Annotated in this window: 12 protein-coding genes, 1 tRNA gene and 1 pseudogene; 11 read left to right on the plus strand and 3 right to left on the minus strand. The window is 43.4% G+C overall.

The genetic code is table 11. The features are described 5' to 3' along the window. Nucleotides 1-14 precede the first annotated feature (14 nt). The 10 genes and pseudogenes from PPIS_RS05205 to PPIS_RS05250 all read left to right on the plus strand — a co-directional run bounded on the left by PPIS_RS05205 (nt 15) and on the right by PPIS_RS05250 (nt 10,137). A complete protein-coding gene (locus PPIS_RS05205; RefSeq protein ID WP_010379086.1) occupies nt 15-1,397 on the plus strand; it encodes an NAD-dependent succinate-semialdehyde dehydrogenase in 1,383 nt (460 codons plus the stop codon). Nucleotides 1,398-1,504: 107 nt separating this feature from the next. Further along, nucleotides 1,505-2,515, plus strand: a complete 1,011-nt coding sequence (locus PPIS_RS05210; RefSeq protein WP_010379084.1) for an L-threonylcarbamoyladenylate synthase — start codon at nt 1,505-1,507, stop codon at nt 2,513-2,515. 198 nt (nt 2,516-2,713) lie between these two features. Further along, nucleotides 2,714-3,751: an efflux RND transporter periplasmic adaptor subunit gene (locus PPIS_RS05215; protein ID WP_010379082.1), complete on the plus strand. Its 1,038-nt coding sequence runs from the start codon at nt 2,714-2,716 to the stop codon at nt 3,749-3,751. Nucleotides 3,752-3,796: 45 nt separating this feature from the next. Further along, the gene (locus tag PPIS_RS05220; RefSeq protein ID WP_211219535.1) at nt 3,797-6,847 is read left to right on the plus strand and encodes an efflux RND transporter permease subunit; all 3,051 of its coding nucleotides are present in this window, start codon (nt 3,797-3,799) and stop codon (nt 6,845-6,847) included. Between the two features lie 234 nt (nt 6,848-7,081). Further along, nucleotides 7,082-7,453 (plus strand): hypothetical protein, encoded by a 372-nt coding sequence (locus PPIS_RS05225; RefSeq protein WP_010379077.1) that lies wholly within the window; start codon nt 7,082-7,084, stop codon nt 7,451-7,453. Between the two features lie 156 nt (nt 7,454-7,609). Then, nucleotides 7,610-8,179: pseudogene (locus PPIS_RS05230) on the plus strand (efflux RND transporter permease subunit); the annotation flags it as partial. A 234-nt stretch (nt 8,180-8,413) separates the two neighbouring features. Next, entirely contained in the window at nt 8,414-8,785 is a 372-nt protein-coding gene (locus PPIS_RS05235) for a hypothetical protein (protein ID WP_010379077.1), read from the plus strand. A gap of 90 nt (nt 8,786-8,875) precedes the next feature. After that, nucleotides 8,876-8,966, plus strand: a tRNA-Ser gene (locus PPIS_RS05240). Nucleotides 8,967-9,019: 53 nt separating this feature from the next. After that, complete coding sequence (locus tag PPIS_RS05245) at nt 9,020-9,403, plus strand: hypothetical protein (protein WP_010379075.1); 384 nt, start codon at nt 9,020-9,022, stop codon at nt 9,401-9,403. Nucleotides 9,404-9,522: 119 nt separating this feature from the next. Then, the gene (locus tag PPIS_RS05250; RefSeq protein WP_010379072.1) at nt 9,523-10,137 is read left to right on the plus strand and encodes a BamJ family beta-barrel-assembly machinery protein; all 615 of its coding nucleotides are present in this window, start codon (nt 9,523-9,525) and stop codon (nt 10,135-10,137) included. A gap of 94 nt (nt 10,138-10,231) precedes the next feature. Here the strand turns inward: PPIS_RS05250 and asnS are convergent, their stop codons facing one another. Then, complete coding sequence (gene asnS, locus PPIS_RS05255) at nt 10,232-11,629, minus strand: asparagine--tRNA ligase (protein ID WP_010379069.1); 1,398 nt, start codon at nt 11,627-11,629, stop codon at nt 10,232-10,234. Nucleotides 11,630-11,857: 228 nt separating this feature from the next. Here asnS and PPIS_RS05260 point away from each other — a divergent pair, with 228 nt between their 5' ends. Next, entirely contained in the window at nt 11,858-12,292 is a 435-nt protein-coding gene (locus tag PPIS_RS05260) for an AAA family ATPase (RefSeq protein WP_026000942.1), read from the plus strand. A gap of 272 nt (nt 12,293-12,564) precedes the next feature. On the opposite strand, the gene PPIS_RS05265 is transcribed toward PPIS_RS05260, so the two are convergent. Beyond that, nucleotides 12,565-13,524, minus strand: coding sequence for an integron integrase (locus PPIS_RS05265; protein WP_010379065.1), 960 nt, complete (start codon nt 13,522-13,524; stop codon nt 12,565-12,567). Nucleotides 13,525-13,877: 353 nt separating this feature from the next. Then, nucleotides 13,878-14,201 (minus strand): hypothetical protein, encoded by a 324-nt coding sequence (locus PPIS_RS05270; protein ID WP_249031250.1) that lies wholly within the window; start codon nt 14,199-14,201, stop codon nt 13,878-13,880. Between the last annotated feature and the right edge of the window lie 64 nt (nt 14,202-14,265).

The raw sequence follows: 14,265 nt of genomic DNA on the forward strand, positions 1-14,265 counted from the left end.
GAAGGAGCTTTATGATGTCAAATACGGTAACCACAATTAATCCTGCGACAGAGCAACCCGTTAATGAATATACGTTAATGAGCTTGGACGAGGCGCAAAAGTCGGTGGACTTAGCCAATGATTGTTATTCATTTTGGAAGAAAACCACATTTACGCAAAGAGCACAAAAGCTAAACAGGCTTGCTGACTTAATCGAGGAAAATAAATCCAAGTTAGTCTCACTGATGACCGAGGAAATGGGCAAGGTGACGGAGCAGGGTGAACAGGAAGTTTCTTTGTGTGCTGAAATTTGCCGATATACCGCTGAACATGGCGAAAAAGAATTACAGGATGAGCATCGGGTATTTGAGCAGGGACACGCCATTATCACTTATCAACCAATAGGCGTGATCTTAGGAATACAACCTTGGAACTTTCCGCTTTATCAGGTTATCAGATACAGTGTTTCGAACGTGATGGCGGGTAATACCACGGTAATGAAACATGCCTCAAATGTATTTGGAATGGCTAAATTAATTGAAGAGTTGTATTTAGAGGCCGGTTTTCCAAAAGGTTGCTATCAATCACTGTTAATTGATGGTGAGACAGCAAGCGAATTGATAAAGAATCCATATATTCGCGGGGTTACGTTTACCGGAAGCGATAAAGTAGGTAAACAAGTTGCAAAACAAGCTGCTGAGCTCTCTAAGAAAACCGTCCTAGAACTTGGCAGTAACGATGCCTTTGTGGTGCTGGCAGATGCTGATATTAATAAAGCGGTGTCCGCGTGTATTCAAGGTCGTATTGTCAACAACGGTGAAACCTGCGTTGCAGCAAAGCGCTTTATTATCGTTGATGAGATTTATGATCAATTTAGAGAGGCTTTTGTGGCTGGCTTTAAGCAGCTTAAGGTGGGAGATCCAAGCGCAGCAGACACCGACTTAGGTCCAATGGCGCGTAAAGATCTACGTGATGAATTACACCAACAAGTCGAAGAATCGGTTAATGCGGGTGCAAACTGTACACTTGGTGGAGAAATTCCAAAGCAACAAGGCTTTTATTATCCAGTCACCATTTTGGAAGACGTTAAACCCGGTATGCCGGCTTATGATGATGAACTCTTTGGCCCTGTGGCGTCGCTGATCCGTGTGCATGATGAGGCTGAGGCGATGATGGTAGCCAATGATTCACGCTATGGTTTAGGTGGCGGGATTTTTTCTGAAGACACACAACGTGCAACAGAGCTTGCTATTAAGGAGTTTGATACTGGCATGGTGAATATCAATGGCTATTCGTTGGCACAACCAAACTTGCCGTTTGGTGGTGTTAAAGACAGTGGCTATGGTAGAGAGCATGGTGGCTTTGGGATCAAAGAGTTTGTTAACGTGAAAACCGTGATGGTCGCAAGCGCTGAATAACGCTAACCGCTCCTGATGTTAGCTTTTACGCTGGAGCCAGTAATACTGGCTCTTTGCATTTTAAATTGGTTATAATTCGCGTCCATTTTTTACAGCGAGAAAGACACGTGGGCGAAGCAAGCTTAACTACCTTACATTTACTGGCAACCGATCCAAGCGCAGTGGCGCAAGCGGCTGAACTTGCACGTGATGGTCAACTTGTTGCGGTTCCAACAGAAACCGTTTACGGATTAGCAGCAGATGCAAGGCAACCCGATGCGGTAAAAAAAATCTTTGCAGCAAAAGGACGCCCAGCAGATCACCCGTTAATCGTACATCTCGCTGACAAGTCTTTGGTCACTGAGTGGGTGGAAACTTTGCCAGACTATTTTGATGCTTTAGCTGATGCGTTTTGGCCGGGACCACTGACGATCGTTGCCAAAAAGCAAGCACATGTGAGCGATATAGTGACAGGCGGCCACCCAACCGTGGGTATTCGTGTGCCAAATCATCCTGCAATGCTAGCTTTATTGCAGCGCATTAACTCCGGACTTGCTGCGCCTTCTGCCAATCCTTACAAAAAAATTAGTCCAACCACCGCCGAGCAAGTGTTGTTTGGATTGTCTGGCAAAATAGCAGCTGTGTTAGACGGTGGTCCGTGTGAAGTAGGACTTGAGTCGACGATTGTCGATATATCTTCAGCCACACCGAGGATATTGCGAGCGGGCCCTATTACCAAAGCTGCACTTGAAGCGGTGCTCAATATTGAAGTAGATGAGCCTGATGTACACACTGTAGCCGTCCCAGGTAACGTAAAAGCCCATTACCAACCAAGCAAACCGCTTACCCTGTTGTCGACGGAAGAATTAGTTGCTCGCCTAAGCGGCCAGTGCGAAGCGAATACCGGCGTGTTGTATTACTCATCGCAAATAGAGCAAATGATCTCTGAGAATTCAGCAAACAACGAGCTGGTGGATCTCAAACTCGGTGCTGACAAAGCCAAGTATGCGCAGGGCCTTTATCACGGGTTACATCAATTGGATCAATCAAGTGCAACCGAGATTTTGTTAGAAGCACCACCAACTGCCCCCGAGTGGCGCGATGTTAACGACAGACTGATGCGCGCGGCCGCACAATAGTCATGATTTGGCGCGGTAGTCTATCGCGCCTCACTCTGCCTCAATCTTTACATAACTTTACCTTACTTTACATGGGCTTATCTTGCCTTTAAAACGCTGCAAGGCATACTGCATCTTATCGCACTTATACTGTGTGTTATCGAATAGTTTATCTTGATGTGAGTGATTAACTGTTACACTCAAATATAGCTAAGAACAATGGAAATTATTAAGGTTAATATGTGTAAAGTAACGCGCTTGGTGGTTTTTACGGCCACTATGCTAATAACCAATATCGCTTTGGCCAAACCTTCGCAAGTGATTGCAGAGCCTATTCAATTTGAAAGCAGTAGCCAGCAAATTCAGGCTGTAGGTAATGCTGAAGCTATTCAATCAGTTATTTTGTATCCCGCAATTGGTGATAGGGTGACTGCGGTACATTTTAAACCGGGCGATCAGGTTAAAGCGGGTACTTTGCTATTGGAGCTAGACTCACGCCGCCAAAAAGCGGCGCTTGAAGAAGCTAAAATTCGTCTTGCAGATGCGCAGCGTACCGTTGACCGTTTAACCGATAGCCAAAAGCGCGGCGCCGTCCCAATTAATGAATTAGATAAAGCGGTAACGGACAGAGATTTAGCAAAGGTCGCCTTGATCCAAGCTAAGAATGAATTAGAAGACCGCCAAGTGATCGCCCCTTTTTCTGGCGTAATGGGACTCACCGACGTTGAGGTTGGAGATCGCATTACCACCCAAACCGCGATTGCGAGTATCGATAACTTTGACAAGTTGTATGTTCAATTTGCGGCACCGGAATCGGCGTATGGCATGCTTAAATCGACCGATAGCGTGCTGCTGACACCTTGGAATGATAATTCAACACGGATCGACGCAAAGATAGCACAAATGGACTCTAGGATAGACCCAACAGCCCGCACACTAAAAATCAAAGCCATCTTTGAAAACCGCAATGACCGTTTTTTGCCTGGAATGAGCTTTAGAGTATCGCTAACGGTATTAGGTGAAGAGTTTGCCGTTATTCCTGAAGCTGCACTGCTTTGGGGTGCAACAGGTCCTTATGTGTGGAAAGAAGTAGATGGCAAAGCTAAGCGTATTGATGTGAAAATCCAACAGCGTTTGCCGGGTAAATTGCTGGTATCAGGTGATTTGGCTGCAAGAGAGTTATTAGTTGTAGAAGGGGTGCAACGTCTTCGTCCTGGGCAAGAAATTGCGGTGACGAATGCACTGGCGAAGGAATAAATCGTGACTAAACCGGAGTTACCACAGTTACAAGATTTACCGTCGATGGCCATTCGCCGTCCGGTATTAATCGTTGTATTAAATTTATTGATTATTATTGCAGGTATTGCAGCTCTTGCCGGCGTTGAAGTTCGTGAACTGCCCGATGTAGATAGGCCGCGTTTAACGGTGTCCGCATCGTTTCCTGGCGGCTCGCCTGAGACCGTCGACACCGAAGTCACGAGTAAGTTAGAAGGCGCTGTCGCGCGTGTCAGCGGTGTAAAAAGCATTCGTGCACAAAGTGAAGAGAATAATGCGCGGATTGTTGTTGAATTTCGTCCGGGTATTAATCTAGATGATGCAGCCAACGAAACACGCGAATCTGTATCTCGAGTACAAAGAGAGCTACCTGAAGAAGTTGAACGGGTGTCCATTATTAAAGCGGATAATGATGCAGAAGCGGTGGTGTCTTTAACTGTAAGTAGTGCCTCTTTAACACTTGAAGGATTGACCGAGCGAGTAGAAAAAGACTTAGCGCCGCAGTTTTTAACTATTCCTGGTGTAGCTGATGTGCGCCTGAACGGCGATAGAGAGCGGGTGCTGCGCGTAAGGCTTGATCCCTTAAAACTGACAAGCTTTAATCTAACCGTTCCAGATGTAGCTGCGGCGCTTAGACAAGCCCCGTTTGATGTGCCCGCCGGCAGTTTAAAGTCGAACGATCAACAGCTGATTGTCCGTGCCGATGCCACTTCTGTAACCGCTGAGCAGGTGAGTGATATCATCATTCGTGGTGAGACTCGGGTGGGGGATATTGCCTCTGTGTATTTTGGACCGGCTGATCCTCGCTCTATGGTGAGGCTTGATGGAGAGCCTGTAATAGGCCTTGAGATCATTCGCCAAGCACAGTCCAATACCATTGAAATCTCAGATGAAGTATTGCAGCTCGTTGATAAGATAAAAGTACGCTTTCCAGATCTGGAGCTATTCGTCACCTCCGATGATGCACAGTTTATTCGTTCATCCGTAGATGAAGTCTTGAGCTCTTTAGTGATAACCATATTGTTGGTGGTATTCACGCTTTGGGTATTTATTGGCTCGTGGCGTGCGACGCTTATTCCAGCTTTTGCGATCCCGGTCGCGCTTATCGGTTCTTTGGCGCTGATCTGGGCGCTTGGCTTCTCTGTTAATATTTTAACCTTGCTAGCACTGGTGTTGGCCACTGGACTTATCGTCGATGATGCGATTGTTGTTAGTGAAAATATTCAGCGTCGCCGTGGCGAAGGGATAGGTCGTCGCGCTGCGGCGGTTCTTGGGACAAGAGAAGTCTTCTTTGCTGTAGTCGCGACAACCGCAGTACTTGCTGCGGTATTCATACCGATTGCCTTTTTACCGTCAACTGCGGGCCGACTGTTCAGGGAGTTTGGTGGCGTGTTAGCTGGTGCCGTGATTATTTCTTCATTTGTAGCACTGTCATTGGTGCCAGCATTAACCTCTAAGTTAAAAGTAAAGCAAGATAGCAAAAAGCATCTATTTTCGAGTATTGGTGTGAAACTCGCAGAAATGTATCGCGGTACGATCCATTGGGTGCTTGACCATGCATGGCTAACCTTTGGTGTATTTGTGGTTATTGCGAGCTTATCTGGTGCGCTCTATTCGCAATTGGATAATGAACTTTTGCCATCTGAAGACAGAGGCAAGATCCGGATTTTCGCAAGAGGGCCTGACGGTGTTGGTCTTAACTTTATGGATAGACAAGCCAAACAAATGGAAGACATTTTATTACCTTTTGTGGAAAGCGGAGAAATAGAGTCAATCTATACGGTTGTTGGTCAGTGGGATCCAAATATTGTATTTATCACTGTGCCATTAAAGCATTGGGATGAGCGTCATTTCTCGCAACAGGAAATTATCGATAAGATCAGAGGACCGCTTGGTAACATACCCGGTGCACCTGCTCGTGCCTTTGGTGCAAACAGCTTAAACCTAAGAGGCCAAGGTGGCGGTATCGAGCTTGCGCTACTTGGTAACGACTATTTAGAGATATTTAAAGCAGCGCAACAATTTGCAGCTTTGGTTGAAAAAGAAATGCCAGACGTGGCGCCGGTGCAAATTTCTTATCAACCTTCGCAACCTCAGCTGCGCGTAAACATTGACCGTCGAAGAGCAGAAGAGCTTGGCGTTAGTTTGAGTGATATCTCAACGACACTTAGGGCGGCCATTAATGGCGATGATGTTGCTGATTTGAATGTTGGCGACCAATCCATACCAATTATGCTGCAGGCTCAAAACCATACCATCAGAGATCCAAGTGATTTGGCTAACCTTTATGTTGGCAGCCGCTCTGGTGCATTAGTTCCGCTAAGTAGCCTTGCCGTTATTGTGGAAGAGGGCGTAGCAGCCGAGCTTGAACGCCACGCTCAGCGTCGTAGTATCGAGCTGGATATGAAACAGCCAGAAGACATGCCTATGGCTGAAGTGGTCGAAAAATTACGAACGCTGGCAGATCAGAGTTTACCCGACAGCGTGACGCTGGCGTTTAAAGGGGAAGCCTTAACGTTTGAAGAAACGGCCAACGAAGTGTTACTTACCTACGTGCTGGCGTTCTTAATTGTATTGCTCGTGCTTGCTGCGCAATTTGAAAGTGTGAATAGTGCCGTTGTAGTAATGATCACAGTTCCGTTTGGGATTACTTCTGCCATATTGGCGCTGTATCTTACAGGTACTTCGCTTAACATATATTCGCAAATCGGTTTAGTGATGTTGATTGGTTTAATTGCTAAAAATGCCATCTTGTTAGTTGAGTTCGCAGATCAGTTACGTGATAAAGGACGGTCAGTAAGACAAGCCGTTGAAGAAGCCGCAGTGATCCGTTTACGCCCTATCATGATGACTTTGGTGTCCACATTACTTGGTGCTTTACCATTGATTTTATCGGTTGGCGCAGGTGCTGAGTCGAGAAATGCAATTGGCTGGGTCGTATTTGGCGGTTTAGGATTAGCGGTTTTCTTTACGCTTTACCTCACACCTGTCGTTTATCTCGGTTTAGCGAGATTTACAAAACCGAGGGCTGATGAAACTAAATTATTAGTGGATGAACTTGATAAAGCTGAAAGTTAAATTCCCCGGGTAAAAATAAAGTGGGGTGAGCGCAGCAATGGCTGCGCTTTTTTTATACAGTGATTAATGTTGTGGTAACACATTCTTTGATACTTTTTGTTGAACTTTTCATTATTTAAACTGTCACAACCGATGTGGTTGTTTTATAGCCAGTATGTTTGCTACTCTAAGACAGTAAATCCTGTTTTCTATAACAATAATAAAAATAACAAGCTAATTGAAAGAAGATGTGTCATGGGTAATTTATTTTTAAAAGAACGGGAAAATTGGACCGCTTGGATTATTTGGAGCTTGATAGGATGCACGGCAACCGTTGCATTATCGAGTTATACCAGTGAGATATGGATGGGGCTATTAGCGCCTATTTTGGTATTAGGATTACTAACAACATGGATGAGTTACACCAAGCGATTTGATTTTTCCAGAGCATTTAAAGTGCTCAGTACCGTTGTGTTGTTTTCATCTATTCCGGTTATCATTGAAAAAGTGCTGCCTGCAAAAAACGCGGTCATTGGTATGATTGACTCAGGGATCATCGTGATTGCAATGGTTATCGCTAGTTGTATTTTTGCTTACATTGCCAAAAGGCCAAAGCAATATTATTGATTATTCGGCTATTATTTGCGCTTTTGAATGCAAAAATCGAAATAGTGCTTTACAACCGATGGATAACTCCATAAAATGCGCGCCAACAACGGAGAGATGGCTGAGTGGTTGAAAGCACCGGTCTTGAAAACCGGCATACGTTAATAGCGTATCTAAGCCTTAACGTTTGAAGAAACGGCCAACGAAGTGTTACTTACCTACGTGCTGGCGTTCTTAATTGTATTGCTCGTGCTTGCTGCGCAATTTGAAAGTGTGAATAGTGCCGTTGTAGTAATGATCACAGTTCCGTTTGGGATTACTTCTGCCATATTGGCGCTGTATCTTACAGGTACTTCGCTTAACATATATTCGCAAATCGGTTTAGTGATGTTGATTGGTTTAATTGCTAAAAATGCCATCTTGTTAGTTGAGTTCGCAGATCAGTTACGTGATAAAGGACGGTCAGTAAGACAAGCCGTTGAAGAAGCCGCAGTGATCCGTTTACGCCCTATCATGATGACTTTGGTGTCCACATTACTTGGTGCTTTACCATTGATTTTATCGGTTGGCGCAGGTGCTGAGTCGAGAAATGCAATTGGCTGGGTCGTATTTGGCGGTTTAGGATTAGCGGTTTTCTTTACGCTTTACCTCACACCTGTCGTTTATCTCGGTTTAGCGAGATTTACAAAACCGAGGGCTGATGAAACTAAATTATTAGTGGATGAACTTGATAAAGCTGAAAGTTAAATTCCCCGGGTAAAAATAAAGTGGGGTGAGCGCAGCAATGGCTGCGCTTTTTTTATACAGTGATTAATGTTGTGGTAACACATTCTTTGATACTTTTTGTTGAACTTTTCATTATTTAAACTGTCACAACCGATGTGGTTGTTTTATAGCCAGTATGTTTGCTACTCTAAGACAGTAAATCCTGTTTTCTATAACAATAATAAAAATAACAAGCTAATTGAAAGAAGATGTGTCATGGGTAATTTATTTTTAAAAGAACGGGAAAATTGGACCGCTTGGATTATTTGGAGCTTGATAGGATGCACGGCAACCGTTGCATTATCGAGTTATACCAGTGAGATATGGATGGGGCTATTAGCGCCTATTTTGGTATTAGGATTACTAACAACATGGATGAGTTACACCAAGCGATTTGATTTTTCCAGAGCATTTAAAGTGCTCAGTACCGTTGTGTTGTTTTCATCTATTCCGGTTATCATTGAAAAAGTGCTGCCTGCAAAAAACGCGGTCATTGGTATGATTGACTCAGGGATCATCGTGATTGCAATGGTTATCGCTAGTTGTATTTTTGCTTACATTGCCAAAAGGCCAAAGCAATATTATTGATTATTCGGCTATTATTTGCGCTTTTGAATGCAAAAATCGAAATAGTGCTTTACAACCGATGGATAACTCCATAAAATGCGCGCCAACAACGGAGAGATGGCTGAGTGGTTGAAAGCACCGGTCTTGAAAACCGGCATACGTTAATAGCGTATCTAGGGTTCAAATCCCTATCTCTCCGCCACCTCATTCCCAAAACCGCCTCCAAATGGCGGTTTTTTTCGTTTGGAGGCGTGTATGTCTGCGGCTAGTAACATGGCAATAATAAAACATAGTTCTATTTGGATTGTATTTAGTTATTTTTATCTTAGTGGCCTAAACATGGCGCTTACGTTGTCGATTGATTCGCAACAAGACCCTGATATTACGATGACGCTACTGCATATTTTTTTATTCAATTGCCTTGTCGGTCATCTGATCACTAAATATGAAAAATCTTGGCCAGAAATCGCCAGTGTGGTTATTGCATTATTTGGTGTGGTTGGATTTGGACACTACTTTGTTGGTAGCTTGGGTGAGTACAGTGATGAGCTTAATATTGGTCTTGTATTATTGCTGCCATTTGCAACCTTTGTAATGAAAAAACTCAAACAATATGCCGAAGAGAAAGCCGCTAGTTAGCGGTTTTTTTGTGTCCGACGAATAGCTCGACTGCTTGATAATCAAGCAGCTCCGGTATCTTGCCTATTTTGGCTGTGATACAATCTAAGATTCTTGTTAATAAAAAATATGGAAAGACTATGTCTCAATTCAACACAGACGCAGATAAAGCGAGCTACGGTATTGGTTTACAAATGGGTGAGCAACTTAAAGCAAACCCTTTTGAAGGTCTAAACCTTAACTCTGTATTCGAAGGTATGAAAGACGCTTATGCTGGTGACAGCTTCCGCGTTGAGATCCCTGAAATTCAAGCTGCATTTGAGAAGATCAATGCTGAAATCCAACAGCGTCGTGAAGAAGAAGCGAAAGTATTAGCAGCTGAAGGTGTTGCATTTCTAGAAGAAAATGCAAAACGTGCTGAAGTAACAGTAACTGAGTCAGGTCTTCAGTATGAAGTAGTTGAAACTGGCGAAGGTGATAAGCCTGTTGAAGATTCAAAAGTACGTGTTCATTACCACGGTACACTAATCAACGGTACGACTTTTGACAGCTCGTACGAGCGTGGTCAACCAGCTGAATTCCCAGTAAATGGCGTGATCAAAGGTTGGACTGAAGCACTTCAAATGATGCCTGCAGGTTCGAAATGGCGTCTATACGTACCGCATGAGCTTGCATACGGCGAGCGCGGTGCTGGTGCTGCAATCGCACCTTTCTCAACGCTAATTTTCGACGTTGAGCTACTAGAAGTTTTATAATAGTATCGCGTGATCAAAAAGGCCTTCTTAACGAAGGCCTATTTGCGTTTAGCCAAAGCTGCTGAAAATACAACTTTGGCTGTTCGACAAGACTTTAGTAAGTCGCGCTGCCTTTAGTACGAGGGAAGGCAATAACGTCACGTACGTTGCCCATACCAGTAACATAAGCAACCAAGCGCTCAAAGCCAAGACCAAAACCTGAGTGAGGCACCGTCCCATATTTACGAAGGTCGCGGTACCAGCTGTAATCTTCTTTGTTTAAGCCCATTTCTTCAAGACGCGCATCTAGCACATCTAAACGCTCTTCACGTTGTGAACCACCAATGATTTCACCAATACCAGGCGCAACGACGTCCATAGCGGCAACGGTTTTACCGTCTTCGTTTTGGCGCATGTAGAATGCTTTGATATCACGAGGGTAGTTTTTGATAACTACTGGTGCGTTAAAGTGTACTTCAGCAAGGTAACGTTCGTGCTCTGATTGTAAGTCGACGCCCCACTCAACAGGGAATTCAAACTCTTTATCACATGCTTTTAGAATTTCGATAGCATCTGTGTAATCTACCTGAGCAAAGTCTTTATCGATGAATGATTCTAGGCGAGTAATGGCATCTTTTTCGATGCGCTGTGCGAAAAACTCCATATCATCACGACGTTCATCAAGTACTGCTTTAAACACATACTTCAACATGTCTTCTGCAAGCGCTGCTATGTCGTTAAGGTCGGCGAATGCCACTTCAGGCTCAACCATCCAAAATTCTGCTAAGTGACGAGAAGTGTTTGAGTTTTCAGCACGGAATGTTGGACCAAAAGTATAGATTTTTGAAAGGGCACTCGCGTATGTTTCACCGTTAAGCTGACCAGATACGGTCAAGAATGCTTCTTTACCAAAAAAGTCTTCTGAATAGTCTACATCGCCTTTGTCTGTGCGTGGTAGGTTGTTCATATCAAGTGTAGATACACGGAACATCTCGCCTGCGCCTTCACAGTCACTTGCGGTAATGATAGGCGTGCTGATCCACTGGTAGCCACGCTCATGATAAAAACGGTGAATAGCTTGTGCAAGACAGTTACGTACACGCGTAACCGCGCCCATAACATTAGTGCGAGGGCGAAGGTGCGCATGTTCGCGTAAGTATTCAATACTGTGGCGTTTTGCAGCCATTGGGTATGAATCTGGATTCTCAACCCAGCCTAATACCTCAACGCTGTTCGCTTGGATCTCAAAAGATTGACCTTGACCTTGTGATTGTACAAGCACACCAGTCACCGCTACTGAACACCCAGCAGTAAGACGAGTCACTTCGTCATAATTATTCAGCGAATTAGGGACTACGGCTTGAATAGGGTCAAAACAAGAACCGTCATGAACGGCTAGAAATGAAATACCTGCTTTTGAATCACGTCGTGTACGGATCCAGCCCTTTACTGTTACTTGGCTGTCAACCGCAACGGTGCCTGCTAGTAGCTCCGTTATCGCTGTGTGGCTCATCTTTACTCCAAATGATTTATTTTTTATTTGTAAATTAAAAGACAGAGTGTCTTATCGTCATGTAAGCCGTATCTTACCTGCGATGGACAAATAAAAAAACACTGAAATGCAAAAAACTGGGCTGAAAAGAATGAGTAAAAGCCATGAAAAAACAGTCGGACTGTGGCATTATGAATGTTCGATGATAAAAATAGCTTTATTAATACTAACAGTGACGTTCAAAACTCGATGAAACAAGTTTTTATTTTGAGGGGTCTACCTGGCTCTGGAAAATCGCATTATGCGCAAACGCTAGCCGACGATCTCGTCTCTGGCGATGAAACACAGTATTTTATCTGTTCAACCGATGATTATTTTCTTAATGAAAACGGCGAGTATCATTTTGAAAAACAACGCCTTTCAGAATATCACAACTTAAACTTAGCGCGGTTTATTAATGCTTTAGCTGAAGGAATCCCTTTGGTCGTTGTAGACAACACCAACATAAAAAAATGGGAGTTTGTTGCTTATGCGTCAGCTGCTGTGGCAATGGGTTATCAAGTGAAAGAAGTCATTGTTGGCGAAATTAAAGATAAATCCCTACAGCACTTATATGCCAAGCGTAATAGCCATGGCATTGGCTTGAAAACAATTTCAAAAATGGCCCACCTTTTCGAATGGTGATAAGGCTTAGGGTAGAGTAACCCTAACAACGCTCGTGCATGGTAAACAGGGTAGTATCATATCCGATCTTACAGTTAAAAAGAGCGGGTTTAGACTTCGCCTTCGAGCAAACAAGAGACGGTCATCAATGTTAGCTTCATTTTACATAGCGGCCGTTTAGTCAACTCATTCCTGCCCCATTTCGATTCAGCAGTGGAATGTGCAACCAACTTTTTTAGCTTCAGTTGACCCAATTTTCGTAATGCTACTGAGTTTCGAAAGGACTCTGACATTTATATTGTGTCTAACGGGCTAGTTGTACCTGCAAAATGTTGGCCAAGTACATGTGTATAGATTTGTGTGGTACTAACGTCATTGTGGCCCAGTAATTCTTGAACACTTCTTATATCACGACCAGCTTGAAGCAAATGGGTTGCGAAGCTATGCCTAAACGTATGGCAGGTGACGCGTTTATTTATTTGAATATTACGCACGGCATTCCCGAGCGCTTTACGAATAACACTTTGATGTAAATGGTGCCTGCAAAGTGTTCTTGTATAAGGATTGATACAAGTAGTGCTGGAAGGGAAAATAAACATCCACCCATGCTGCCTAAACGCGTTGGGATACTTGCGTTCTAGTGCATTTGGCAGAGATGGACCTATCCCGTGAAGGTTGTCATCCTGTTGAATATTAATAGCCATTTCAATATATGTAGTGAGCTTTTTTGCGCATCTATTGCTGAGGATGGTTTGCCTATCTTTATGCCCTTTACCGTCTCTAACGGTCAGCGAAGCTCTATCAATATTAATATCTTGGATACGTAACCTGAGGCATTCTGAAACTCTTAGTCCGCTACCATAGAGTAGTTCTATTATTAGTCTATCGCGGCCATCAAGTTCATTTAGTATTAGTGAGATTTCTGATGGGGATAACACTGTAGGTAAATGTCTTTGTTTAGTGGCATAGCAAAAACCTAAATCCCCAAGCTCATGGTGCAAATGCTTCTGATACAAATAGGCTAAGGCGTTAAGTGCAATTTTTTGTGTGTTGATAGCCACATTTCGTTGGTTGGCAAGGAAGGTTAAAAATTGTGTAACCTCTTCCGTTCCCATTGTTTCAGGGTGACGCTTGTGGTGAAAGTTAATGAATGCCTTAATCCAATATAGGTAGGTTTTTTCTGTTCTAATGCTGTAACCACGCATACGCATTTCTTCCTGAATACCTTTCAGAAATGGGCTTTTTAGACTCATGATAGCTCCTTACCTTACCTTACGTTTCTGTATATATATACAGTGTTATCTAGAATTCTCGGATATCAAGGAAAATAATGAAAAAATTTTTGCGCGTTTACGCATGAATAAATTAAAAATATTATTTTTTATCAGAAGGTTATTTGTCTGCGATTTGAGATAATAGGTTTGGGGAAACGCGCATGCGCATTTTTCCAGATGGTATATTTAGCCGAATGCTGATAAGTTCTTTGCATACTGATAGTTAACTGTGCGCGTTTTCACTGGTCCAACGAGGTAAACGCGCATGCGCACGAATAAAATGTTATATTCCCTGTGAGATATGAGTAAACTCGAAACTAAACTACACGAATTCAAATGTAAAAAAGAGCATGAAGTCCTATACAACTTTCCCGGCCCGCACCCTTAAAGTATTTCAGCTCAATTACTGCCTTTTTTAACCTTGTCTGAATGTGTAAATCTACTCTACTTTTTCTATTTTTAGCTGAACGACCCCGCATGCGATACGATTGAAAGTCGCTTTTTAATGTGTGTTCAAAGCGAACGATAGCTTTTGGCATTGCTTTATAAAGCTCACCAAACAACACTGATTGGAGGTCAACCTCACGTTCAATAGGGTAGGAGTTGTCAATTCTTACCATTGCATACTTCAGTGCCCTAATAATTATATCTTTCACGATTACTCCGAAGGCACTAGCCTCAATTAGATCTGATTCATTCTATATTTTCTAACGAGTTGAG

The sequence above is a fragment of the Pseudoalteromonas piscicida genome, from assembly GCF_000238315.3.
In the GTDB taxonomy this organism is placed as follows: domain Bacteria; phylum Pseudomonadota; class Gammaproteobacteria; order Enterobacterales; family Alteromonadaceae; genus Pseudoalteromonas; species Pseudoalteromonas piscicida.

Bases quoted from the DNA above. Each gene is read 5' to 3' on its own strand.
- PPIS_RS05205 (WP_010379086.1), top strand. From the start codon at position 15: ATGTCAAATACGGTAACCACAATTAATCCTGCGACAGAGCAACCCGTT.
- PPIS_RS05260 (WP_026000942.1), top strand. From the start codon at position 11,858: ATGAAACAAGTTTTTATTTTGAGGGGTCTACCTGGCTCTGGAAAATCG.
- PPIS_RS05245 (WP_010379075.1), top strand. From the start codon at position 9,020: ATGTCTGCGGCTAGTAACATGGCAATAATAAAACATAGTTCTATTTGG.
- PPIS_RS05220 (WP_211219535.1), top strand. From the start codon at position 3,797: ATGGCCATTCGCCGTCCGGTATTAATCGTTGTATTAAATTTATTGATT.
- PPIS_RS05225 (WP_010379077.1), top strand. From the start codon at position 7,082: ATGGGTAATTTATTTTTAAAAGAACGGGAAAATTGGACCGCTTGGATT.
- PPIS_RS05215 (WP_010379082.1), top strand. From the start codon at position 2,714: ATGGAAATTATTAAGGTTAATATGTGTAAAGTAACGCGCTTGGTGGTT.
- PPIS_RS05235 (WP_010379077.1), top strand. From the start codon at position 8,414: ATGGGTAATTTATTTTTAAAAGAACGGGAAAATTGGACCGCTTGGATT.
- PPIS_RS05250 (WP_010379072.1), top strand. From the start codon at position 9,523: ATGTCTCAATTCAACACAGACGCAGATAAAGCGAGCTACGGTATTGGT.
- asnS (WP_010379069.1), bottom strand. From the start codon at position 11,629: ATGAGCCACACAGCGATAACGGAGCTACTAGCAGGCACCGTTGCGGTT.
- PPIS_RS05265 (WP_010379065.1), bottom strand. From the start codon at position 13,524: ATGAGTCTAAAAAGCCCATTTCTGAAAGGTATTCAGGAAGAAATGCGT.